General features: G+C 67.0%; 20 protein-coding genes and 1 pseudogene. 12 read left to right on the forward strand and 9 right to left on the reverse strand.

Annotated elements, in window-relative coordinates:
* The first annotated feature begins 21 nt into the window (after nucleotides 1-21).
* Complete coding sequence (locus tag BIV24_RS03940) at nucleotides 22-243, forward strand: IS3 family transposase (RefSeq protein WP_071364716.1); 222 nt, start codon at nucleotides 22-24, stop codon at nucleotides 241-243.
* Nucleotides 244-474: 231 nt separating this feature from the next.
* Nucleotides 475-1,509, forward strand: a complete 1,035-nt coding sequence (ku, locus tag BIV24_RS03945; protein ID WP_245766658.1) for a non-homologous end joining protein Ku — start codon at nucleotides 475-477, stop codon at nucleotides 1,507-1,509.
* Nucleotides 1,510-1,860: 351 nt separating this feature from the next.
* Here ku and BIV24_RS03950 read toward each other — a convergent pair whose 3' ends face one another.
* Nucleotides 1,861-2,964 (reverse strand): hypothetical protein, encoded by a 1,104-nt coding sequence (locus tag BIV24_RS03950; protein ID WP_071364717.1) that lies wholly within the window; start codon nucleotides 2,962-2,964, stop codon nucleotides 1,861-1,863.
* A 453-nt stretch (nucleotides 2,965-3,417) separates the two neighbouring features.
* Here BIV24_RS03950 and BIV24_RS03955 point away from each other — a divergent pair, with 453 nt between their 5' ends.
* The gene (locus BIV24_RS03955; RefSeq protein ID WP_071364718.1) at nucleotides 3,418-3,966 is read left to right on the forward strand and encodes an SMI1/KNR4 family protein; all 549 of its coding nucleotides are present in this window, start codon (nucleotides 3,418-3,420) and stop codon (nucleotides 3,964-3,966) included.
* 592 nt (nucleotides 3,967-4,558) lie between these two features.
* On the opposite strand, the gene BIV24_RS33785 is transcribed toward BIV24_RS03955, so the two are convergent.
* Both BIV24_RS33785 and BIV24_RS03960 read right to left on the reverse strand, forming a co-directional pair.
* Entirely contained in the window at nucleotides 4,559-4,819 is a 261-nt protein-coding gene (locus BIV24_RS33785) for a hypothetical protein (protein WP_143064557.1), read from the reverse strand.
* Complete coding sequence (locus BIV24_RS03960; RefSeq protein ID WP_071364719.1) at nucleotides 4,816-5,382, reverse strand: GNAT family N-acetyltransferase; 567 nt, start codon at nucleotides 5,380-5,382, stop codon at nucleotides 4,816-4,818. Before BIV24_RS03960 ends, BIV24_RS33785 begins: the two co-directional genes overlap by 4 nt.
* Nucleotides 5,383-5,642: 260 nt before the next feature.
* On the opposite strand from BIV24_RS03960, the gene BIV24_RS03965 reads away from it, so the two are divergent.
* Entirely contained in the window at nucleotides 5,643-7,043 is a 1,401-nt protein-coding gene (locus tag BIV24_RS03965) for a M1 family metallopeptidase (RefSeq protein ID WP_071364720.1), read from the forward strand.
* Nucleotides 7,044-7,536: 493 nt separating this feature from the next.
* Nucleotides 7,537-7,974, forward strand: a complete 438-nt coding sequence (locus tag BIV24_RS35015; RefSeq protein ID WP_245766659.1) for a hypothetical protein — start codon at nucleotides 7,537-7,539, stop codon at nucleotides 7,972-7,974.
* A gap of 68 nt (nucleotides 7,975-8,042) precedes the next feature.
* Here the strand turns inward: BIV24_RS35015 and BIV24_RS03975 are convergent, their stop codons facing one another.
* A complete protein-coding gene (locus BIV24_RS03975) occupies nucleotides 8,043-8,489 on the reverse strand; it encodes a hypothetical protein (RefSeq protein WP_245766660.1) in 447 nt (148 codons plus the stop codon).
* A gap of 484 nt (nucleotides 8,490-8,973) precedes the next feature.
* Nucleotides 8,974-9,195 (reverse strand): hypothetical protein, encoded by a 222-nt coding sequence (locus BIV24_RS03980; protein ID WP_071364723.1) that lies wholly within the window; start codon nucleotides 9,193-9,195, stop codon nucleotides 8,974-8,976.
* A gap of 218 nt (nucleotides 9,196-9,413) precedes the next feature.
* On the opposite strand from BIV24_RS03980, the gene BIV24_RS03985 reads away from it, so the two are divergent.
* Nucleotides 9,414-10,430 (forward strand): DNA-directed RNA polymerase subunit alpha, encoded by a 1,017-nt coding sequence (locus BIV24_RS03985; RefSeq protein WP_071364724.1) that lies wholly within the window; start codon nucleotides 9,414-9,416, stop codon nucleotides 10,428-10,430.
* A gap of 611 nt (nucleotides 10,431-11,041) precedes the next feature.
* Here BIV24_RS03985 and BIV24_RS03990 read toward each other — a convergent pair.
* On the reverse strand, nucleotides 11,042-12,286 hold the full coding sequence (locus BIV24_RS03990) for an RNA polymerase sigma factor (protein WP_071364725.1): 1,245 nt from the start codon (nucleotides 12,284-12,286) through the stop codon (nucleotides 11,042-11,044).
* Nucleotides 12,283-12,654 (reverse strand): YciI family protein, encoded by a 372-nt coding sequence (locus tag BIV24_RS03995; protein ID WP_071364726.1) that lies wholly within the window; start codon nucleotides 12,652-12,654, stop codon nucleotides 12,283-12,285. The genes BIV24_RS03990 and BIV24_RS03995 overlap by 4 nt, the downstream gene beginning before the upstream one ends.
* A gap of 170 nt (nucleotides 12,655-12,824) precedes the next feature.
* Here BIV24_RS03995 and BIV24_RS04000 point away from each other — a divergent pair, with 170 nt between their 5' ends.
* The 3 genes from BIV24_RS04000 to BIV24_RS04010 all read left to right on the forward strand — a co-directional run bounded on the left by BIV24_RS04000 (nucleotide 12,825) and on the right by BIV24_RS04010 (nucleotide 16,149).
* On the forward strand, nucleotides 12,825-14,318 hold the full coding sequence (locus tag BIV24_RS04000) for an MFS transporter (RefSeq protein WP_071364727.1): 1,494 nt from the start codon (nucleotides 12,825-12,827) through the stop codon (nucleotides 14,316-14,318).
* A gap of 492 nt (nucleotides 14,319-14,810) precedes the next feature.
* Nucleotides 14,811-15,140, forward strand: a complete 330-nt coding sequence (locus BIV24_RS04005) for a hypothetical protein (RefSeq protein ID WP_071364728.1) — start codon at nucleotides 14,811-14,813, stop codon at nucleotides 15,138-15,140.
* A 1-nt stretch (nucleotide 15,141) separates the two neighbouring features.
* On the forward strand, nucleotides 15,142-16,149 hold the full coding sequence (locus BIV24_RS04010; RefSeq protein ID WP_071364729.1) for a tyrosinase family protein: 1,008 nt from the start codon (nucleotides 15,142-15,144) through the stop codon (nucleotides 16,147-16,149).
* A gap of 287 nt (nucleotides 16,150-16,436) precedes the next feature.
* Here BIV24_RS04010 and BIV24_RS04015 read toward each other — a convergent pair whose 3' ends face one another.
* Nucleotides 16,437-16,790 carry an antibiotic biosynthesis monooxygenase family protein gene (locus tag BIV24_RS04015; RefSeq protein WP_071364730.1) on the reverse strand — a complete coding sequence of 118 codons (354 nt, stop codon included), beginning with the start codon at nucleotides 16,788-16,790 and terminating at the stop codon, nucleotides 16,437-16,439.
* A gap of 147 nt (nucleotides 16,791-16,937) precedes the next feature.
* On the opposite strand from BIV24_RS04015, the pseudogene BIV24_RS36180 reads away from it, so the two are divergent.
* The 3 genes and pseudogenes from BIV24_RS36180 to BIV24_RS04025 all read left to right on the forward strand — a co-directional run.
* A pseudogene (locus tag BIV24_RS36180) lies at nucleotides 16,938-17,187 on the forward strand (tyrosine-type recombinase/integrase); the annotation flags it as partial.
* A 244-nt stretch (nucleotides 17,188-17,431) separates the two neighbouring features.
* A complete protein-coding gene (locus tag BIV24_RS04020) occupies nucleotides 17,432-19,474 on the forward strand; it encodes a TerD family protein (protein ID WP_071364731.1) in 2,043 nt (680 codons plus the stop codon).
* A gap of 548 nt (nucleotides 19,475-20,022) precedes the next feature.
* Nucleotides 20,023-20,700, forward strand: a complete 678-nt coding sequence (locus tag BIV24_RS04025) for a DUF429 domain-containing protein (RefSeq protein WP_071364732.1) — start codon at nucleotides 20,023-20,025, stop codon at nucleotides 20,698-20,700.
* A 108-nt stretch (nucleotides 20,701-20,808) separates the two neighbouring features.
* Here the strand turns inward: BIV24_RS04025 and BIV24_RS33790 are convergent, their stop codons facing one another.
* Nucleotides 20,809-21,306 carry a hypothetical protein gene (locus BIV24_RS33790; protein ID WP_177198615.1) on the reverse strand — a complete coding sequence of 166 codons (498 nt, stop codon included), beginning with the start codon at nucleotides 21,304-21,306 and terminating at the stop codon, nucleotides 20,809-20,811.
* Nucleotides 21,307-21,563 lie beyond the last annotated feature (257 nt).

Here is a 21,563-nt window from a genome sequence, read left to right on the forward strand (position 1 = left end):
CGCCCTGGGGAGAACCTGTGGATGCTGATCAAGACCGAGTGCATCCGAGGCCGCGTCTTCGCGACCAGAGCCGAGGCGAACCTCGCGCTCTTCGAGTACATCGACGGCTTCTATAACCCTCGCCGCATCCAGAAACGGCTCGGCTACCTCAGCCCGATCGAGTTCGAGGAGAAGCACTACGCCAACCAGGCAGCGGCCGAACCAGTGAACCTGAAACCCCGCCAACCCGCCCTGACCAGCTAGTCAGCCACTCCCGCGCAGCGGGGGAACCTCATCTCGTCCAGTCGCCGTACACCAGCGTAGAAACAGCGCGATCGCTTCGGCGTACGCCTTCGTCGTCGACTCGGCCCGGTCCTTGCTCAACCTGAGGCCCCGTAAGTACCGGTCGGCTTCGTTCACCACCTGTACTTCGGCATCGACCACTGTCCAGTACGCAGTACCGGACGGCATCCGGACCGGAAAAGCACGCACCTGTTGATCCCCTCACTTCACTCCACGGACAGAAAGCAACGGTCCACTACGGAGCAACACCCCCAGAGAACCGTCGCGGCACGCTCAACGAGGAAGTGTGCTACGACGTCACGCCACACGTTCGGACCCCCGGAGAACGGCGGCCGCATCCGCTACCACAAGTTCTGCGAGCTGGAGGGCCGTGAGGTCACGCACGGGGAGATCGGCAAGGGATACGAGGACGCGGACGGCTCCATCATCCCGATCACGGAGGAGGAGCTGGCCCATCTGCCGATCCCGACGGCCCGGACGATCGAGATCGTGGCCTTCGTCCCGGCCGACCGGATCGACCCGCTCCATATGGACAGCGCCTACTACCTGGCCGCGAGCGGTGCCCCGGCCGCCAAGCCGTACGCGCTGCTGCGCGAGGCCCTCAAGCGCAGCAACAAGGTCGCCATCGCGAAGTTCGCGCTGCGTGGCCGCGAGCGCCTGGGCATGCTGCGGGTGGTCGAGGACGCCATCGCCCTGCACGGGCTGCTGTGGCCGGACGAGGTCCGCGCACCCGAGGGCATCGCCCCGGACACGAGGGTCACGGTCAACGACAAGGAACTCGACCTGGCACACGCCCTCATGGACACCCTCGGCGAGGTCGACCTGAGCGACCTGCACGACGAGTACCGCGAGGCCGTCGAGGAGCTGATCGCCGCGAAGGCCGCCGGCGAGGCACCTCCCGAGGTCCCCGAACCGGCGACGGGCGGCACGGTCCTCGACCTGATGGCCGCCCTGGAGAAGAGCGTGCGCGCGGCGAAGGAGTCGAGGGGCGAGGAAGCCGGTGAGGCGGGCAAGGCGGCCGAGGTCAGACGTCTGCCGGCCCGCAAGAGCGCGCGGAGGGCACCGAAGGCGGCCGGGGGCGGCGAGCAGGCGCCGGCGGCGAGGAAGACGGCGGCCAAGAAGACCGCGGCGAAGAAGACGACCGCGAAGTCGGCGGCCCCGGCAAAGAAGACGGCGGCCCAGAAGACCGCCGGGAAGAAGACGGCAGCACGCAAGCGCACGGCCTGAGCCCCGGCCGCACCCGCCGTCACATGCGTCCGTTCTTCCCCGGCTCCCGCCGGGGTGTGGGAGGCGGTCCGTACGCTCGACGGCGTGGAGGGAGGACCGGCGTCAGTACGAGTGAAATGCGCCGGCCGTCGCCAAGGCCCAAGAACTTCCGGGGTCGTTGGCGTTCGGGTGCCCCTGCGTGGCTGAGTCTGTTCGTAGCCAGCCCCGCGCGCGGTTCCGACCCGCACACACTGATCAGTGATCTCGTGCTCGATCGTTGCGAGTTGACGGATGCGGCGTGGTCTAGGCTGGCTCCGCTGTCGCCGCCGGCGGATGGCCCCGGGCGGCCGCGGCGGGATCACCGGCAGCCGCTCACGACCGTGTGGCAGTCCCGCACCCCGCGTCGCCGGCCTCCCGCATACGCGTTTCCATCGACGTGCTCCGGTCGTACGGGTCGACCTCGGGGCCGTCTCCCGGGTCCGAGGCCGCGCGCTCTGCGTTGAACCTGGGGGTGAGGTAGCCGGTGAAGGTGTCGCAGCCGCCGTTGGTGGTGTCCACCTTGTAGGAGACGAGGGAGAACGTCCCCGGCTCGATGACGATCTTGGCCGGGTCGTCCCAACTCATCACGACCTCGCGACGCACGATGGTGCGCGCGACGTCGTCGCTTCCCTCCGCAGCGCGTACGACCGGATATACGTACGTGATATCGGTGGTCACCTCGACCGCCCCGCGCTTGCCCTCTCGGTACGTGATCCGTCCTCGCGTCTTGACCACATCCCCGACAAGCCGGACCTTCGTCTTGTCGAACCGGCTGAACAGCAGCAGAGGATCGTTCTCCCGGCTGGGCGCGCGGAACGCGGTCGACAGGTAGTCCTGGACGTCCTGCTGATGAGGATTGATCAACGCGATCGCCTTCTCCGGCCGTTCCCCGCGCAGCACACCGGGATTCAGGCTGGACGCGGCGAGGAAGTCCCGGGTCTTCTCGAGCTCCTGGGCGACCTGCTCCTTGCTCATCCAGCCGGTCGCCCGGGCCTCGGGCAGGCCGATTCCAGCCGTCCCGTCACCCCACTGCTGCGCGGGCGACCCCCTGAACGGCTGCTTCATGGTCGGCTGTCGGGCTGCCAGTTCCGTCGGTGGCGGCTGATCCGGATGTGTCGACTCCGCGGCGAGTGGCGCACTCTCGCCGCCTCCGTCCCCGCCCCCGAACCATCCGGCCACCCGCTCCGGATCCACCGCCACGACCAACAAGGCGACCGCAACCAGCAGACCGACCGCGTACCAGCCCTTGCCTCTTTGCCGCCGGGCCGGTTGGTGACTCCGCCACGGCTCCGGCGGGCCGGTCTCCTCCTGAAGTCGCCGTGCCACCATCCGGGCCCGCGCCGAAGGCTCCTCGGGCGCGCCCTTCGTCCCCGCCTCGGCTTCACGGAGGAAGCGCTCCCACTCCTCGTCCGGTATGGACTCCCCGCCCTTGCCCACGATGGGCCCAACCCTTCTCACGCACGTAGCCCCACCCCAGGGCCGGTCACCTTTCGTGCATCATCACACAGCGCAGTTCGGCTCCGTGATCGCCGCCAGTGGGTCCCCGGCCCAGGGAACCTGTGCGAAAGGTCGGTGGGGGTGAGGTGGAGTCTCAGCGACTGGTGCAAGCCGACGGGAGCCGTCCAGCAGACAGGACCGCGCCCGTGCCGGATGTCGGCTTCGAGACCGGGCCCCATTCTTGTCAGGTCGGTCGATCTTGAGGAACTGTCGACGTCGTCGACGCATCGTGTACCTCGGTCGGCCGGTCGCTGGTGTCCGGTCTCGACCACCGACGTTCGCGGCTGCTGGTGCCGGCCGCTGATGTCAGAGTGCTTCACGTCGAGCCTGACAGGCCGGTCCGGGGCCACCCACCCCGTGATCTGACACTGGTGGGTGATAGCCATGTGCCCCATGGACACCGAGCACGCTGGCCCCGAAGATCTGCGCATGCTTCGGGCGGCCTTTGACACCGGCGAGCCCTTGGGCTGGGAGGCAGTCCGCGCCTTCGAGGCGGAACACGGGATCACGCTGCCTGAGCCCTACCGGACCTGCGTCGCGGAGATAGCCGACGGCTGCGGCTTCGGCCCGCCCGACTTCGGCCTGGTGCCGCTGGCCGAGCTGCCCGACGACTGGGGCGACGACAGCCCGGCCCGTGAGTTGGCCAAGCCATTCCCGCTCACGGAGCCGTGGTTGTGGGAGGAGGACGACTTGCCGGACGACGAGCTGGGCCCGATGCTGGAGCCGGTCTTCGGCCACGGGTCGATCGTGCTGGGCACCGACGGCTGCGGCATGTACTGGCACCTGATCGTCACAGGCCTCCACCGTGGACACGTCTGGAACATCTGCGGCGAGGGTGCCGGACCGTTCGGGTCCGAGTTCGGCTTCACCACCGGCGAGTCCGGCTTCGCCGGCTGGGTCCGCCATTGGGCCGAGGGCAAGCCCTGGTTCGACGCAATGTGACCTTGAACGGCGGCTGGTGGTGCCCCGAGAGGTCAAGGCCCCGCTGCCGGCGAACAAGCCGGCCACGAGGTCTTCAGGTACCTCAGGTGGCTCCGGAGACAGCTCCGGCCCGTACACCACTTCGCAGGACGCAACCGGCGAGGCGCCGCATCAGGGTGGCCTTGGGGACGCCACGGTCGGCGGTCAATGAACAGGGGAACGAGCTCGGAGCTGCCGGAGTTGCAGGTGGCCTTGCGTCAACAACCCTTGCGCTTGCGGTGGTTGATTACCGCGCTGCCGTGCGGGCATGATGTGGGCAGTCCATGCAGGAAGCCCCCTCGCGAGCGGCACCTCCCAGACCAGGCTCCACAACCAGTGGTGCCGAGACAGAGGAGGGCCCTCATGGCAATGCAAGGTGAGCACAACAACACAGCACAGCATCGCAACGAGCAGCCGAGAACAAGAGAAGGAGGTCGACATGATCTAGCGCATACCGGGCCGGAGGAATCCGGCGCCCCTGTTACGCAGTCGAATACCACAAGTCAAACAGCACCCGTAAAGCGAATCACTATACAAGGCGTATACTGGGGACTTCGGATCGGTCTGGAGATCCTCAAATTCTTCGGTGTTGATGATGTAATTGCGGACCAAGTTCTCGATAGATTTCATTGAGAAGTAACTGATCCGCCCCGACGATCTGATCGTCGGGGCTTTTTTGTGTTCGGAAAGCTCTGGAGAGCCTCGTCACGCCGGAACCGTTGCCGGATGCCGACAGCTCGGTGGCCCCGGATCCCTGCAGTTGCGTCCCTGACAGGCGCGACTCACGGTGACCCGGTTCTCTTGCTCGCCGCACGCAGACGATGGTGGAGGTCACCGCACCGATGGAAGCTGGTGAGTGGCCCAGTATTCGGCAGCGGTGATGCCGAGCAGCGCGACGTCGTGGTAGCTGCCGGCGAAGAATTCATGCCGGCGAAGCCGTCCCTCCTCGACGAAGCCCAGCTTGTGGTAGAGGGCGAGGGAGGCGTCGTTGAACGCGTAGACCTCTACTTCGCACTTGTTGTAGCGCTGCTCGGCGAACATGTAGGTGAGGATCAGTTCGGTGGCCTCGGCCGCATATCCTCTGCGGCGGTGGTCGCGGGTGATCTCGATGCCCGTCTTGAATCGCCCAGCACGGCTGTCGGTCTCGCCGACTGTCACAGACCCTGCGAACGCGCCGTCGGCCAGCACCTCGACCACCAGCCGGAACGCTTCGCCTCCTGGCGGACGCCCAGCACGCTCGGCGGTCCAGGAACGAAAACTCTCGTCTGAGCGTGGAGGCTCGACCAGGTCGGCGTTGCGGACGTCGACGGTGTTCTGAGCCAGGGCTCGAAAGCCTTCCCAGTCCTCCGGCTCGACACCCCGCAGACGTATCTTTTCACTGGTCCATATGCCGCTCATCGTGGCCCCCACCTCAGTTGGTCGCAGGCGCTGTCGGCCATGCACATCGAACACCACACGCTATCAGCGGGACGTTGCCGCGCATTGAGTGAATTCTGCTCCACTGCCGCTATCTGGTTTCTGTCAGGGGTGCGCAGGTCAGTAGCCTGCGTGCTTTGCCTCGCCTATCGCCCGGTTTCCTGACCTGCAAACGGAACAGGCCTGTTCACTTCCCGCACACGGGGGCGCATGCCGGAAGCGCCGTGGCATGATCCGCTGCCATGCCTTCCCCGCCCGCATGGCCGTCAACGTCCCCTCGTCGCCTGCTCGTTGCCCTGCTCGCGCTGCTCGTCGCAGCCGGCACCGGCGCCGGTGCCGACGCCGCCCCCAAACCCACGGCCGCAGTGAACAGCGCCCAGGCCGCGACACCCGATCACCCGCGCTACGACGTGACCCTGCGCGCCGACGCCGACGGCACCCACTGGAAGGGCCGGCAGCGCGTGTCCTTCCGCAACGCCTCCAACCAGCCCTTGCGCGAGGTGTACCTGCGGCTTTGGGGCAACGGCATGGACGCCTGCGGCACTCCCGGCAGCCCTTCCCCCGTCACCGTGTCCCGGGTGCGCGGCGGCACGGCGGGCCCGCTCAGCGTGGACTGCACCGCGCTGCGCATCACCCTGCCCGCACCTCTCGAGCAGGGCCGGCGCACGGCCGTCTCCTTCGACGTGTCCCTCACCGTGCCCGAGCGCAACGACCGCTTCGGCAGCGAGGGCGCCTTCCGTTTCCTCGGCAACGCGCTGCCCGTGCTCGCCGTGCACGACGCGACGGGATGGCACCTCGATCCGTACGTGGCGCCCGGCGAGAGCTCCTACACCCTGGCCGGCGACTTCCAGGTCACGCTCGACCACCCGTCAGCCCTCAAGGTCCCGGCGACCGGCCGCACCCGCACCAGCCCCGGTACGCCGGGGCGCACCGTCACGCACAGCGTCGCTCACCGCGTAAGGGACTTCGCGTGGGCGGCGGGCCCGTTCCGTACCGCGGCCCAGACCACGCCCGGCGGCGTGCGGGTCAGATCGTACTGGGCACCCGACACGCCTGCCGAGGGCGTGCGCATCACCCGCCAGGACGGCGCCGCCGCCGTCGACCGGTTCAGCACGGAGTACGGCCGCTATCCCTACGGCGAACTCGACCTGGTGATGACCCCGCAGTTCGGCGGCGGCATGGAATACCCCGGCCTGGTCCTGCTCGGCACCGAAGAGGAGGGCAGCGCCGTTGTCCACGAAGTGGCCCACCAGTGGTGGTACGGCATCGTCGGCAACGACCAATACCGTGCGCCCTGGCTGGACGAGAGCTTCGCCCAGTACGCCAACTACCGCTTCTACGGCTTGGACACCAACGACTGTTGGGACCCGGACGAGTGGCCCGACCGGAACGCCGCGCTCACCAGCTCGATGGACTACTGGGCGAACCATCGCGGCACATACCACCTCGTCTACTCCGCCGGCCCCTGCGCCCTGGCAGACCTGGAACGCACCCTCGGCGCCGACACCATGGCACGCCTCCTCAAGCGCTACGCCCGCGACCACTGGTACGGCATCTCCACCACCGCCGACTTCAAGAAAACCGCCCAGTCCATGACCGACAAGGACCTGACCTCCTTCTGGAAGACCCACCGCATCCGGTAGAGGGCCCCCGGCACAACTGCCTCGAGGCTCCGCCGACCCGCTACGTGAAGTGCCGTGACGGACGGCACGACGTCGCCGACCGACGTGTCGAGGACCTGCTGCGCGCGTACGAGTAGACGCCCCTGCCCGCCACCGAGGCCCCTGGCATCGCGTCCAGGGGCCTCGTCGTTGCTCTGTCGACGCGGGTCCGGACAGCAATCCGTGAGCAACTCTATGATCAGCACGCCAAGTTGATCGCTGACGGGGAGAACTGAACGTGGCAGGAACGACTGTGTCGAGGACGCGTCTCGCGGTAGCAACGACCGCTGTGGTCGGTGTCTTGTGGGGCACGCTCACGGCATGCGGTGGAGACGACGTCAGTAGTTCCGGAGGAAGCGGCGGGCACAAAGGCACGAGCGGCAGCCACACCCCGAAGTCAGCGCCCACCGTGCCCGACTCGGCCACGGTACTGAACGAGGACCAGGTCAAGAGCGCCCTTCCGGACCCTGGGGCTATGGGGGGCCTGGAGGCCGTCAGCGCTTACGTCAATACCGCAGACGGGCACCTCGACTGTCCAAGCGTGCAAGAGTGCAAGGGCAAGTGGTTCGGTAGCGCCAAGTACGCTCTGTCCGGGGCTACGCACTACGCCAACTTCGAGATCACCACTTACAGCAGCGCGCAGGATGCGAGGGACGGGATGAAGCGCGAAGCAGGCAGCAACCCTGCTTTGTCGAAGCCGACCTTCGGAAACGAGAGCCGGGCCTACACCATGAGCGGGGGAGGCCTGCAGGGTGAATACGTCACCATGCGGGTTGGCACAGTGGTCGCCACCACGTTCGTAGAGGGCGGCGCGAGTGAGCCGATGCTGACCCAGGGGGCAAGGATGTTCGCCGAGCGGATCACGCAGATCGAGGCCGGCCACAAGGCCACTGCGACGCTGCCGCAGTACTGAACGCAGAAGGCCGGATTCTATCAACGGGATACGGCCGGCCCCCAGAGCGCTCCGGGGCTTCCCCGGCGTTACTGCACGTCAGAGGCAGCGAGCTTGATGAACTGCTCCAAGGCCTCTCGTGCCTGTGCGCCGCGCGCACTCAGCTCCGCCCTGTCGGCGGCCTTGGGCATCGCGGACGTCAGGTCGTAGGCATCTTGTGCGGCGTCGATCAGCCTCTGAGTGCTTGATATGAGCTGGACTCGGAACAGCGCGTGGAGGGCGATCCCGCGGAGCCGGTATGCCTCTGTGCGAGCTTCGAAGGACACGGAGCTGTCCGGATCCTCGTTCCGGCGGTGCCAGCGATCTTGCTGGCCGCGCCGGAACTCTGTCAGCGCTCCGGCGAAGTCGCTGTACACGGTCATCCGATCCGAGCGGAGTTGCTGTTGGGCTGCGAACACTCGGTCGTGTGCAGACGCATTGCGCTGGAAGGCATGCGTCACAGTAGAGCCCAGCAGCGTTCCGACGATCGCGATCAAGGCTGAGAGAACACCATCCACCGGAGCAGAACATCACAAGACCGCCTGCACGCCCAGGCGTTCAGAGGTCGTTGCAGCTGACTTGGCACCTACGGCAGTGATCGTGATGACGATGGTGGAACGTCTGGTGCCGGACCGGTTGAGGGCTCGAAGATCTGTCTCTCGCATGGCGGTGGCGTGGAAGGAAACGGAGACGATCCGCGGCCGACTGCCGAAACCACCGCACGCGTGGGAGCTAAGCTGCCTTGGGTTGCGCGGCACGCATGCCCGAGGCGGGCCCCTGTACATCCTCGAGCAGGAAGATCTCCTCCTCCCCGAAGTCCGGGGCCTGGAAGGGGTTTGTCGTCGGAGGCGGCGATGCTGCAGCAGCACGGCGGGGTTGCCCTTCCAGGGCAGAGAACAGCGACGTCGGATCGATGAGAGGTCTCCTTTTCGTTACCGGTCCCCGAAGGGCCCTGGCGTGCCGTGACCGGGCACAGCGGTTCTACAGCTTGGTCATCTTGGCGTACGGGCTCAAGATCCGCATTTGCGCCGAGCCGAAATCCACGAGCGCCGCGATTCCATCCTCGATGCCGATGACCCGGCCGAGGCCATACACGTCGTGTGTGACCTGGTCGCCCACGGCGAAGTGCTTGGGAGGCGGCGTGACCGGGGCCTTGAAGGGGCTGGTTGGCAAATGACGCTTCGGTGCAGCAGGCTTTGTCATCGTCCCCAGTATGCACCTACGAACTGCGCCGGTGGCCGACTCTCAGGGGCAGGAGTAGCTGATCGTTGGACTCCACTCCAGCAAGAGCTGAGCCTGCCGATCGGCCGGCAGACGGGCGGGGTCGGGCGGTTCGGACGCATAGGAGGCTGAATCGCCCGTACCCTTCGTGGTGTCTACGGCGTCACATAGCGGGCGCCAAACACTGGAGGCAATACCTCGTGCTGATTGCTCAGCGTCCCTCACTGACCGAAGAGGTCGTCGACGAGTTCCGCTCCCGGTTCGTGATCGAGCCACTGGAGCCGGGCTTCGGCTACACCCTCGGCAACTCCCTTCGTCGTACGCTCCTCTCCTCGATCCCGGGTGCGGCGGTCACGTCCATCCGCATCGACGGCGTTCTGCACGAGTTCACCACCGTGCCGGGCGTCAAGGAGGACGTCACCGACCTGATCCTCAACCTCAAGCAACTGGTCGTCTCCTCCGAGCACGACGAGCCGGTCGTGATGTACCTGCGCAAGCAGGGCCCGGGTCTGGTCACGGCCGCCGACATCGCGCCCCCGGCCGGTGTCGAGGTGCACAACCCCGACCTGGTCCTCGCCACGCTCAACGGCAAGGGCAAGCTGGAGATGGAGCTGACCGTCGAGCGCGGTCGCGGTTACGTCTCCGCCGTGCAGAACAAGCAGGCGGGCCAGGAGATCGGCCGTGTTCCGGTCGACTCCATCTACTCGCCGGTTCTCAAGGTCACCTACAAGGTCGAGGCGACCCGTGTCGAGCAGCGCACCGACTTCGACAAGCTGATCGTCGACGTCGAGACCAAGCAGGCCATGCGTCCGCGTGACGCCATGGCGTCCGCCGGTAAGACCCTGGTGGAGCTGTTCGGTCTGGCCCGCGAACTCAACATCGACGCCGAGGGCATCGACATGGGCCCGTCCCCGACGGACGCCGCCCTGGCCGCCGACCTCGCGCTGCCGATCGAGGAGCTGGAGCTCACGGTCCGCTCCTACAACTGCCTCAAGCGTGAGGGCGTCCACTCGGTGGGTGAGCTCCTGGCGCGCTCCGAGGCCGACCTGCTGGACATCCGCAACTTCGGTGCGAAGTCCATCGACGAGGTCAAGGCGAAGCTGGCCGGCCTGGGCCTGGCCCTGAAGGACAGCCCGCCCGGATTCGACCCGACCGCCGCCGTCTTCGACGCGGACGACAACGCGAGTACGGGTTTCACGGAGACCGAGCAGTACTGAACGCTGCGCCGGGTCGCGGGAGAGCCACGAAGGCAGAGGAGCCGGCGATGAGCACCGGCCGACCGCACCCGGTTCCTCGAGGGCCCACCGGCGGAGATGCAGACGCCCAAGCCCTCCGAACCTGATCAAGATGGCGAAGGCGGCCGCCAGCTTTACCGTGGCTTGCCTTCTGTCCCCCGGGTGCGGCCGAGAACGCCGCCTGACGCGCCGTCCCCCGTTTGTACCCCGGGACACGAAACAGCCCCCTCGGAGATCACTCCGAGGGGGCTGTTCGATGCATATTGCTCCGCTGGTGCTGTGGCCGGAAAGGCTTGCCGGAAAGCTCGCGGCGTCCGGTGCTGGGGGCACCTCCCACGCCCTTCAGACCGTGGGGGAGCATCGCAAGGCGAAGTATCACCCGCGTACTGGATGTACTCGAGCTCCGGCGTCGGCGGCGGTGCCTCCTCCTCGTACTCGGTGTCGAGCAAGACCGGGAACGGCACGCACCTCTGTGCCGTAGCGGTATGAGCTGCGCCGTCGTGGTGGATCCTCACGCAGAGGGAGGCTTCTTTGGAGGCCGCCGATCCTGAGGCGGACTCGCAACGGAGTCCTCGCAGCTCAGTGGCAGTGACTCAGCGCTGTATCGATCGCAACGCCTGTGGTGCAAGGCGTGTCACTCGGCTGGCCCGGGACTCCAGGTAGCGTTGCTCGGCGAGGCTGGCGGTGGACTTCGCGGCGCGCCGGTAGTGCTCGTACGCCCCCGCCGCGTCGCCGGTCTTCTCCAGCAGATGCGCCCGTACAGACAGCAGCCGGTGATGCCCGGCCATCCGGTCGTCGCTGTCCAACGTGGACAGCAGGGTGAGCCCGGCCTGAGGGCCCTCGGTCTCGGCGAGCGCGATCGCGCGGTTGAGGGTGACCATCGGGTTGGGCGCGATCCGTTCCAGGATCAGGTAAAGGGCGTGCACCTGTGGCCAGTTGGTCTCCTCGGCCGTGTCCGCGTCAGCGTGTGTGGCGGCGATGCCGGCCTGCAGCTGGTAAGGCCCCAGAGCCGGGCCGGCCAGCGACGCCTTGACCAGCTCGGTGCCCTCGTCGATCAGCGCGCGGTCCCACTTGCTGCGGTCCTGCTCGTCCAGCGGCACCAGGTCGCCGGACGCTGTCGTACGTGCCTTGCGACGGGCGTGGGTCAGCAGCATCAGCGCGAGCAGACCGGTCACCTCGCTGTCCTCGGGCAGCTGCGCGTGCACCGTCCTGGTCAGCCGGATCGCCTCGTGCGCGAGGTCGGCGCGGTGCAGGTGGCTGCCCGAGGAGGCGGTGTAGCCCTCGTTGAAGATCAGGTAGAGCACGTGCAGGACGACCCGTAGCCGCTCCTCGAGCACCGCACCGTCCGGCAGGGTGAACGTGCTGCCGGCGGCCTTGATGCGTTGCTTGGCCCGACTGATCCTTGCCGCCATCGTGGCCTCCGGCACCAGGAACGCGTGGGCGATCTCGGCGGTGGTCAGGCCGCCGACCGCCCGTAGCGTCAGGGCGGTCTGGGAGGCTGCGGTCAGCTTCGGATGGCAGCACAGGAACAACAGTACGAGCGTGTCGTCGGTGTCCGGCACCTCGGCGGGCGGGGCCTCCATGGCGGTCGCGGCCTCCCGTTCGCGGCGGGCGTGGTCGCTGCGCATCCGGTCGATGAGCCGACGGGAGGCGACCGTCGCCAGCCAGCCGCGCGGGTTGTTCGGCACTCCCTCGGCGGGCCACTGGACGGTGGCGGCGAGGACGGCTTCCTGCACAGCGTCCTCGCAGTCCTCGAACTGGCCGTGTCGTCGTACCAGCGCGCCGAGGACCTGCGGCGTGAGCTCACGCAGCAGGTCCTCGATGTTCGGTGCGGTCATGCTTCCAAGTGTCCGTCAGCGAACATGACCTGCCGCACCTCGACGCCCAGCCCGTCGATCGCGGCGTCCGGGATCTGCGTGGCCAGCTCGATCGCCCGGTCCTTGTCCTCGCAGTCGACCAGGTAGAAGCCACCCAGGTGCTCCTTGGCCTCCAGGAAGGGGCCGTCAGTGACCACCGGCTGGCCGTTGCGCACGCTCACCACGGCGGCCTGTGACGGGTCGACGAGGGCCTGCGTGGTGATCAGCTCGCCGGACTGCTTCAGCGACTGGATGAACCTGCCGTGGCCTTCGCCGATCGCCGCCTTCTCGGCGTCGGTCAGCGCGTCCAGCACGGCCGGGTTGATGTGCAGGCTGATAAGGAACTGCATGTCGTACTCCTCATGGTTCGCGAGCCCCGGCAGGGCCCTTCGCCTGGTGGTCGGAGCCGCCGCTGCCGTCTTGACATCGTCCGCCGAAAGACTCCACACGAGTCCGATGTCAAGAACCTCTCCGCCGCTCCGACCAACGGGCGAAACGTCAAGAGAACAGAGAGGTTCGGATGCGAGTCAACCGGGCGTGGCTGGGGCTGATTCTCCTCATGCTGCCGACCTTCCTCGTCGCGTTGGACACGACGGCGCTGCTCCTCGCACTCCCGCGGCTGAGCGCCGACCTGGGGGCGGACAACGTCGAGCAGCTGTGGATCAGTGACAGCTACGGATTCATGGTGGCCGGCCTGGTCATCACGATGGGGACGCTCGGCGACCGGATCGGCCGCCGCCGGCTGCTGATGATCGGCGCGGCGGCGTTCGCTGTGCTGTCGGTCGTGAGCGCGTTCGCGGTCGACCCGCTGATGCTGATCGTCGTGCGTGCACTGCTGGGCGTTGCCGGGGCGACGCTGGCGCCGTCGACCCTGGCGTTGATCACCAACATGTTCCGCGACGAACGCCAGCGCGGGAAGGCGATCGCGATGTGGGCGACCTGCCAGTTCGTCGGCGGCGCGATCGGACCCGTGCTCGGCGGGTTCCTGCTCCAGTACTTCTGGTGGGGGTCGGTGTTCCTGGTATCGGTGCCGGCGATGGCGTTGTTGCTGATCGCCGGACCGGTCCTGCTGCCGGAGTTCCGCAGCGACCATGCCGGGCGGCTGGAGCCGGTCAGCGTCGGCATGTCGCTCGCAGCGGTACTGCTGATGATCTACGGCATCAAGCAACTGGCCGTCGAGAGCGCGCCGTTCGTGCCGGCCGTCGCTCTCGCCGTCGGCGCAGCGACCGGTGTGGCATTCGTGCGCCGGCAGCTGCGGCTTTCCACGCCGCTGCTGGACCTGCGACTGCTGCACAGTCGCCCGTTCACGGCCGTGCTCGTCGCACTGGTCTTCGCCGGCATCGCCATGGCCGGGACGGGCCTGCTGGTGACCCAGTATCTGCAGAACGTGCTGGGCTACTCGCCGGCCGCGTCGGCGCTGCTGTTTGCCCCCATGGGCCTGGGCGTGGCGGTCGGCACTATGGCCGCGCCGGCGCTGGCCAGGCGGATGACGCAGACGACCGCGATCGCCGGAGGCCTGGCTGTGTCGGCGCTGGGCGGCCTGCTGCTGGTCGGCGTCGCCGGGGCGCGCGCCCTGCCGCTGGTGATGACCGGCATCACCGTACTTGCGCTGGGCACAGGACCGCTCTTCGCGCTGGGCACCGGGCTGGTGGTCGGGTCGGTGGCGCCAGAGCGAGCCGGCTCGGCGGCGTCGATGTCGGAGACCGGCAACTACATCGGCGGCTCTCTTGGCTTCGCGCTGCTCGGCGTGGTGGCCGCGGTGGTCTACCGCAGCCGGATGGACGGCACGTCGGACTCCCTGGCCGGCGCGGTCGCCGCCAGCCGGCACCTTCCCGCCGGCCAGGGCGCGGAACTGCTGCACACCGCGCGGGAGGCATTCACCGCCAGCCTGCACGTCACGGGCGTCGTCGCCGCGGTCATCTTCGCCGGGCTGGCTGTGCTGATTCCGACCATGCGCCCGGCAACCAGGACCACCCCGGCCGCACTCCCCGACCACGAGGCGACGCGCTCATAGCCCTGCCGAGGCCAACGTCACGCGTCTGCCGGGCGCGTGGTGTTGAGCCGGTTGAGCCGGGTGATCAGCCGGCGGTTGGCGGCTCGTGCGGCCTGGAAATCCTGGTTGGAATTGATCACCGAGTCTGCGGCCTCCCGGGCGAGCAATCTTGATGATCTCCCGGCTGCCATCGGTCACGGATTCGCGGTGCCCGTCACTGTGTTGCGCCTCGATCTCAAAGCCCGCCTCGGTCAGGAAGGCGCCCAGCGCTGCGGCGTCAAGGAAGCGCAGGCTCGCGCGATCGACGCGAAGCACCGTGCCCGTCAGGATCGGCCGTTGTCCCGTGGAAGGTGCAAAGGGCGATCGGGCCCGCGGATGGAAGCCGCCTACAGGCTGGCAAGTCTCTTGACCAAATGGCCCAGTGGACAGCCAGGGCCGGGCCGAGGATGGTGGAAATGGAGGGATGCCCACACTCCCCCTGCCCTCCGATCCATCATCATCAGGGAGTCCGTCATGACAGCCATCGACCCGGAAGAAGTCGCTGCTGCCGCCGCGCCCGACACACTCGGACGCTACCTGGCCGAATTGGCCCGGCCGGCTGGAGAGCAGACGTCGGGCCCGGCGCCTTCCGTCCGCACGACGGAGCACCAGGGGCAGCGGATCACGGTCACCACCACCTACGACGTCGTCGTGGACGGGACACCGGTGACGGCCCAGCTGCACGTGGCTGACAGCGGCATGCTGTACAGCCCCGCCCTGCCCTATCACCAGTTCACCTCGGCGCTGGACGCCGTCCGGGCACTGATGTCCACCTATCCCGACCACTTCGGAGGAGGCGGCTGAGATGGCCTTGGTCCGGAGAAACATCCTGCACGACCAGAACGCGGCGAAGAAATACATCACGGGCGTCGGCCTGCTCAAGAAGGAGTCGACCGGGCGCACCACCAACAGCTTCGGCATCCCGGGCCCGGTAAACCCGGTGTACACGTACGACCTGTTCGTGATCTGGCACATCCGGGCGGGAATGTTCCCCATTCCGCGGAACGGCGACCCGATGCTGCGCAACTACGCCCACCGGGGGCCGGTCTTTCTGCCGTGGCACCGGTTGATGCTCATCCTCCTGGAGTACAACATTCAACGGATACTCGGAGACAGCAGCTTTGCGCTGCCGTACTGGGACTGGTCGGCCGACGGCGACGACGGCTCGCCGACCGATGCCCCGATCTGGACGCCCGGGTACATGGGCGGGCAAGGCAACCCCGTCTCCGACGGGCCGTTCGGCTTCTTCCCGAACGACCCGAACAACTTCACCGTCCGCATCGAAACCGGCTCCGACGGGCAGCCGTCCCAGGCCGGGAACGGCCGGGGGCGGGGTCTGGTCCGGGAGTTTGCTCGCCCGTGGCCGGAAGGCTGGGCGACCCTGCCGACCAGCGCGGACGTGAAAGCGGCCCTCGAATTCGCGCCAGACAACCCCAACCCCAGACCGGAAGACCGGTACGACGTCATCGACTTCAGCGTCAACTCGGACGGCTTCCGCAGCCGGCTCGAAGGCTGGCGTCCAGCGACGCGGCCCTGGACGCACAATCAGGTTCACCTGTGGACGGGCGGAGACATGCTCCCCATGAGCTCCCCCAACGACCCGGTTTTCTTCCTGCACCACTGCAACGTGGACCGGACCTGGGAGAGCTGGCTGCAACGATACGGCCGGATCTACACCCCGGACATGACAGCCCCGGATACATATGCCGGTGAGCGGATCGGCGACACCCTCGCCCTCCCCGCGAGCTACCCCTATACACCGAAAGACATGTTGGACGTGAGCAACTGGTGCACCTACGACCAACTGCCCTGAAATCAGCGCCACAACCACCGACCACCGCCGACGGGGCCAACACGGACGTGGCGGCAACGTCACCGTGGGTTCAAATCCCACACCCTCCGCAGGTGGACGGCCTCCGACCAGCACGTTTGGTCGGAGGCCGTTTCCGTTCGCGGTGCCCGTGACTGACCGTCGTTCCCGCGGTCTCCCGCTCGATCGGACACGCGAGGGGCACGCCGACCCGCTCGATGCGAGCTTGTGGCGGGACGGTCGCCGAGGTGGCCTCGGCTGGGCAGACCGCTGTCGGGCTCTGCGGGCACCTACGCTCGCTTGAACCCGTGACTCCGCTCCACTTTCGCCACATGCAGCGTGTAGCTCCGGTACCACTCGACTTGCCCGCGCTTTTGCGCCGCGCGGTGCTCAGCGTTGCTCCGCCACTCCGTGAGGGCGTCGGCGTCGCGGAAGTACCCGACGGTGATGCCCAGCCCATCAGGAGTCTGCGCATGGTCCATCCCCAGGTACCCAGGGACGTCCTTCACCAGGTCTTCCATGCGTGCGTTGGTCTCGCTGTAGCCGCTCTGGTCCTCGGTTCGCACCGCAGTGAAGACAGCGACGTAGTAGGGGGGTTCAAAGGCCTCGACGGGCGCGACAGGCGCTTCGGAGTGATTGCTCATGGCGCCACTGTGAGGCAGGACGCGCCCAATGATCCAGCGTCTTTCCTGAACGGGATACATAAGGGATCCGGATCTTGACCAAAGCTCTCTCAGCTGACGTTCTCCGGCCACTTGACGGCGGGACGTGGAGTCGCGCTCGACGTCCACGCCCGCGTCTGGCAGGAAGCCCGGGCGCTCGCCCTGTCGCCGGCCGCGGTTGCTCCACCGCCGGCTGCCCGGCCGTACGACCTCAGGCACTCGGCGCTGTCGACGTGGCTCAACTCTGGGGTGGATGCAACTGAGGTCGCCGAGCGGGCGGGCAACAGCGTTGAGGTTCTGCCGCCATGTCAAGTGCATCGACGGCAGGCAGGAGGTCGCCAACCGCAAGATTGATGAGCTGCTGCGCGAGTACGAGTGACCGTGCTCGGCGCTAGCCTCCGGGCCCCTGAACTCGTCTGGGGGCCCTCCCATTTACTGAGCTCACCAGGGCGGATACCTCAAGACCATCTCCATGAATGCTCCACAGATTCTCCGCGACTCCTGCGATCGCGCCCTGTGGGCACTACAGTCATCTGTGTGCGGCTGGTCACATAGTGCTGCGCATCGGACAGCTGGGGTGGGGGGTGTTCTCGTGCTCGAGTTGCGTCGTTTTGGGGGGCTTTATGCGCGAAATGGTCAAGGGCTCGAATGTACCCCTGTCAGCCCTGAGCGAGAACGTCGCTTCGGTGATCGTCAGTCTGGGCTGGGGGAGCCCGACCGGCGAGGGGGATGCCGATGTGTCCGTCCTGCTGCTGGACGCGAATGGCAAGGTCCGCAGCGACACCGATTTCTACTTCTACAACAACCCGGTTGCCGCCGACGGGAGTGTGCAACTTCTGGGCAAGACTCCGGCGGCAGACGGAAGTGAGGACCGGATCAGCTTCGACTTGACCGCGGTCCCGTCCGAGGTCGACCGCATCGTCGTGGCTGCTAGCCGGTACGAGGGTGCTCGCTTCGGAGAATTGGAGGGCGTGAAGCTGTCGTTGGCGGACGGGGGTGGTGACGAACTCCTTCGCTTCGCCATCGACGACGCCGACTCGGTGAGCGCGATCATCTTCGGCGAGCTGTACCGGCGTGGGGAAGAGTGGAAGTTCCGCGCCGTCGGTCAGGGCTACGACACGGGTCTCGCCGGTCTGGCCACGGACTTCGGCGTAGACATCGAGGACGACGCGGCGGCAGAGGAAGCACAGGACAACGCCGGCATCGACGATCAGGCGGACACGACGACACCGGCGTCGACCGACGTACCGACGCCACAGGGGGCGCTGGGGGCCGTCCCCGCTCCTCGTCGGCCTGACGACGAGGTCGAGCCGAGGAAGCCGACCACACGACCTCGTACCGCGAAGAAGAAGGTCACCCTACCCAAGGCGGCCAAGAAAACGCTGGCGGAGAACGAGTCGTGGAAAGAGGCCAGACTCTTCCCGGTATCGGTACTCAAGAGTGACCGGGACCGTGAAATGCGTGCCACCTCGGTGCTGCTGTCGGTGATGGCGCAGGTACCAGAGTTCGGCAGGAGACTCACCGCCGCGTTCGGGGCGCCGGCCGGCCGTATGGAGACCTTCACCGAGGTCACCCTTCCGCACGGTGACAGCCCGCGGCGCCCCGACGGAGTGATCCGTGTCGAGCGCGCCGGCAAGCTGTGGACCGTGCTGGTTGAGACGAAGACCAATGGCAATGCGCTCAAGGCCGAACAGGTGCAGGCCTACATGGACATCGCTGCGCGCCGTGGCTACGAAGCCGTGATCACTCTGTCGAACGACGTCGCCTTGGAGGGCAGCCCACTCGTCGAAGTGAGGATCGACGGACGGCGCAAGCACAAGGTTGCTCTCTGGCACCTCTCATGGGCGGAAGTCGCCCATCAGGCCCAGATGTTGATCCGGCACGAGGGTGTCGGCAACGCGGCGCACGCCTGGCTCCTCCAGGAACTGCTGCACTACTTGCAGCACGAGAACTCCGGCTGCCACGGCTTCCAGAACATGGGCCCGGCCTGGGTTCCGGTACGCAACGGAATCGACGACGAAACCCTCTGTCAGGGAGACCCACGCGCACTGGAGGTCGTGGAGAGCTGGGAGCGGCTCATTCGCCAGGTCTGCCTCCGGCTGGGCGGCGAACTGGGGCAGAAAGTACTGCCTGTCCAACGCGCCAAGCGCGGAAACGATCCGAAGGCACTCCGAGACCGCCTCGCCGATCAGCTCTGTCTCGACGGGAAGCTCCAAGCGGAGTTGCGCATCGAGGGAACGCCCGGGGTCCTGGCGATCAGCGCAGACCTGCGTACAGGCAAGCTCCGCACCTCCATCCAGATCCCCGCACCCGAGCAGGGTTACCCCCTGGCGTGGGCGAAGCGGCTCGTCCGACGCTTGACCGAGGCGCCGGCGGATCTCCACATCGAAACCCTCATCGAAGGGGAAACAGGAGGCCCACGGGGAACGCTGGAACGCCTCCGCCCCGAGCCGGCCGACATGCTACCCAAGGGGAACGGCGCCCAAATCGAAGGCTTCCGTCTATCCCTCTTCAAGGGCATGGGAAGCAGCCGTGGCAATGCGGAGTCCGGGTTCATTCGCAGCGTCGACGACGCGGTACATCGCTTTTACAGCACCGTGGTAGTCCACTTGGACGGTGCAACGCCTCGCCGAGCGTCGTCTGAGGGAGGGACGATGACGGGCTGACGCTCAGCGACCGCATCGGTCGCCTCGGACTGCATGTGGTTGTGGCGATTGACGGTCGGCAGGAGAGCGCCAACGGCAAAGTAGAAGAGTTGTTGCGCGACGACGAGTGACTGCGCCCAGCGCTAGCCTCCGGGCCCCTGGATCCGGCCGGGGCCTTCGCCGTTCCGCGGTCCGACCAGGGCAGATGCCTCAAGATCCCGTCCGCGAATAATCCACAGAGGGCGTCATAGGGCCGCTTCCAGCGGCATACGCCTGCACATACGCGAAGACCTCGGCCTCAGCGTTTCCGCTGGTGTCGGGGTCTTGGGGCACCTCATACAGGGTGCCCCAGGCGGGGGACTCTGGGCGTGGGAACAGGGAGACTCGCCGATCGGGGGCGGGCTGCTGGTGATCCAGACTGTCGTCCGGCTGAACCGGTAGAGCGTTGGCAGAGGTCGCAGGTGCGCGTCCCCGGCAGGGCACAGACAGATGGGAATGGCGGCGGGCGGCGTGGGACCGTGGGTGCTGCTACGTTGCGGCTCGGGCTTGCGCGCGAGGGGAGGGGTGGGATGGACGTCCTTGGGGTCGATGCCTGTGGTAAGCAGGGGTGGGTCGGGATCAGACTCACGGACGGCGCGTACGCGGGCAGCCTGGTGGATCCCCGGCTCGAGAGGCTGATCGAGCGCGCCGCCGAGGTGGATGCGATCGCGGTGGACATGCCGTTGGGCCTGGTCGAGAAGGGATGGCGTGCCGCAGATCTCGCGGCCAGGGCGCTGCTCGGGGTGCGGCGCAGCAGCGTTTTCCCCGTAGCGCCAAGGATGGCGTGGCAGGAGCAGGACTACAGGGCGGCCGCAGGCCGATGCCAGGAGCTCACCGGCAATCGGCTGAGCCAGCAGACGTGGGCACTGAGACCGAAGCTGCTTGAGGCGCGGGCGTGTTGGCTCGCCGATGAGCGGATCCACGAGGCGCACCCCGAGGTGTCCTTCTACGCCTTGGCCGACGGAGTGCCGCTGGTTTACGCCAAGAAAACCTGGCGCGGCCAGGCCCTGCGCCGCTCCCTGCTGGCCGAGGCCGGCCTCGTGCTCCCGGACGAGCTTGGTGAGGCAGACCGCATTCCCGTGGATGACGTGCTTGACGCCGCAGCCGCGGCCTGGTCGGCGCACCGGATCGCGCTCGGGACAGCGAACCGGGTTCCGGAGGTGCCCGAGCTTGATGCAGAAGGGCGCCTCGTCGAGATTCGATACTGATCAATCCATCCGGTCCGCACCGGAAACGCGCCCCGCGCGATGGCGATCTTCCGCAACCTCACCAGGCGAGGCAAGCCGAACTCCGGCTGCAGTACTTGACAGTACCGGTCAGCGAGGTGCTGCCACGCCGGGCGCTACCGCCGGCGTCTTTACTGGATGGACCAGAGAGACGGCGATTCTCGCGGGTGATGGTTTTTCAGTGAAGTCAGCATGACCCCTTACAGATTCGTAGTCGTTTGTTCCACCCGTGACCGCCATCCGGAAACCCGAAGTGCCAGCCTTTTGGGTGGCCAGTGCCTCCAGTATGATCTGACCTTTTTTGGGAAGGTCCAGCGCAGCGTGACAGATGCTGGTGAGCGTGTTGGGGGCGGTACTGACAGCAGTGATTTTGCAGTAGTACGAGAACTTTCCGTCGCCTACTTTGGTGTTCCTCTCGCTAACTTTCCCGCTGCCGCCGAATTCGTCCCCCGGCTTCTTTGATTTAAACGGATACCCGTACTGCGCGGCTCCGGTGAACGTCAGGTATAGCTTCTCTGTACCGACATCCCTGGCAGCAGCTGTTCCTGGCGAGGCGGTGGCTGGCACGCCCATCAGAGCGAATGCCACACTAGCGACCACCCTAACGGTGCTTGTTATGTTCACTTTCTGATGCCCTAACCCTTCTTTGAGGGGCCTGCATTCGAGTTACCCGATCAATTGACTGGCATTACAGCCGGAGGTTCACGTTCCTGCAGGTCGGAGGGGTGCGAGCCATCACTTTGTCCTGATGTAGCGTCACCTGAAGACATCGGTGACCAGGCGTGATGCGCACGTTCAACACCGAGTCTTGGCCCTCACTCTTTGCGAGGCAAGTCGAACGTGCT

The sequence above is a fragment of the Streptomyces colonosanans genome (genome assembly GCF_001866645.1).
Classification (GTDB): Bacteria; Actinomycetota; Actinomycetes; order Streptomycetales; family Streptomycetaceae; genus Streptomyces; species Streptomyces colonosanans.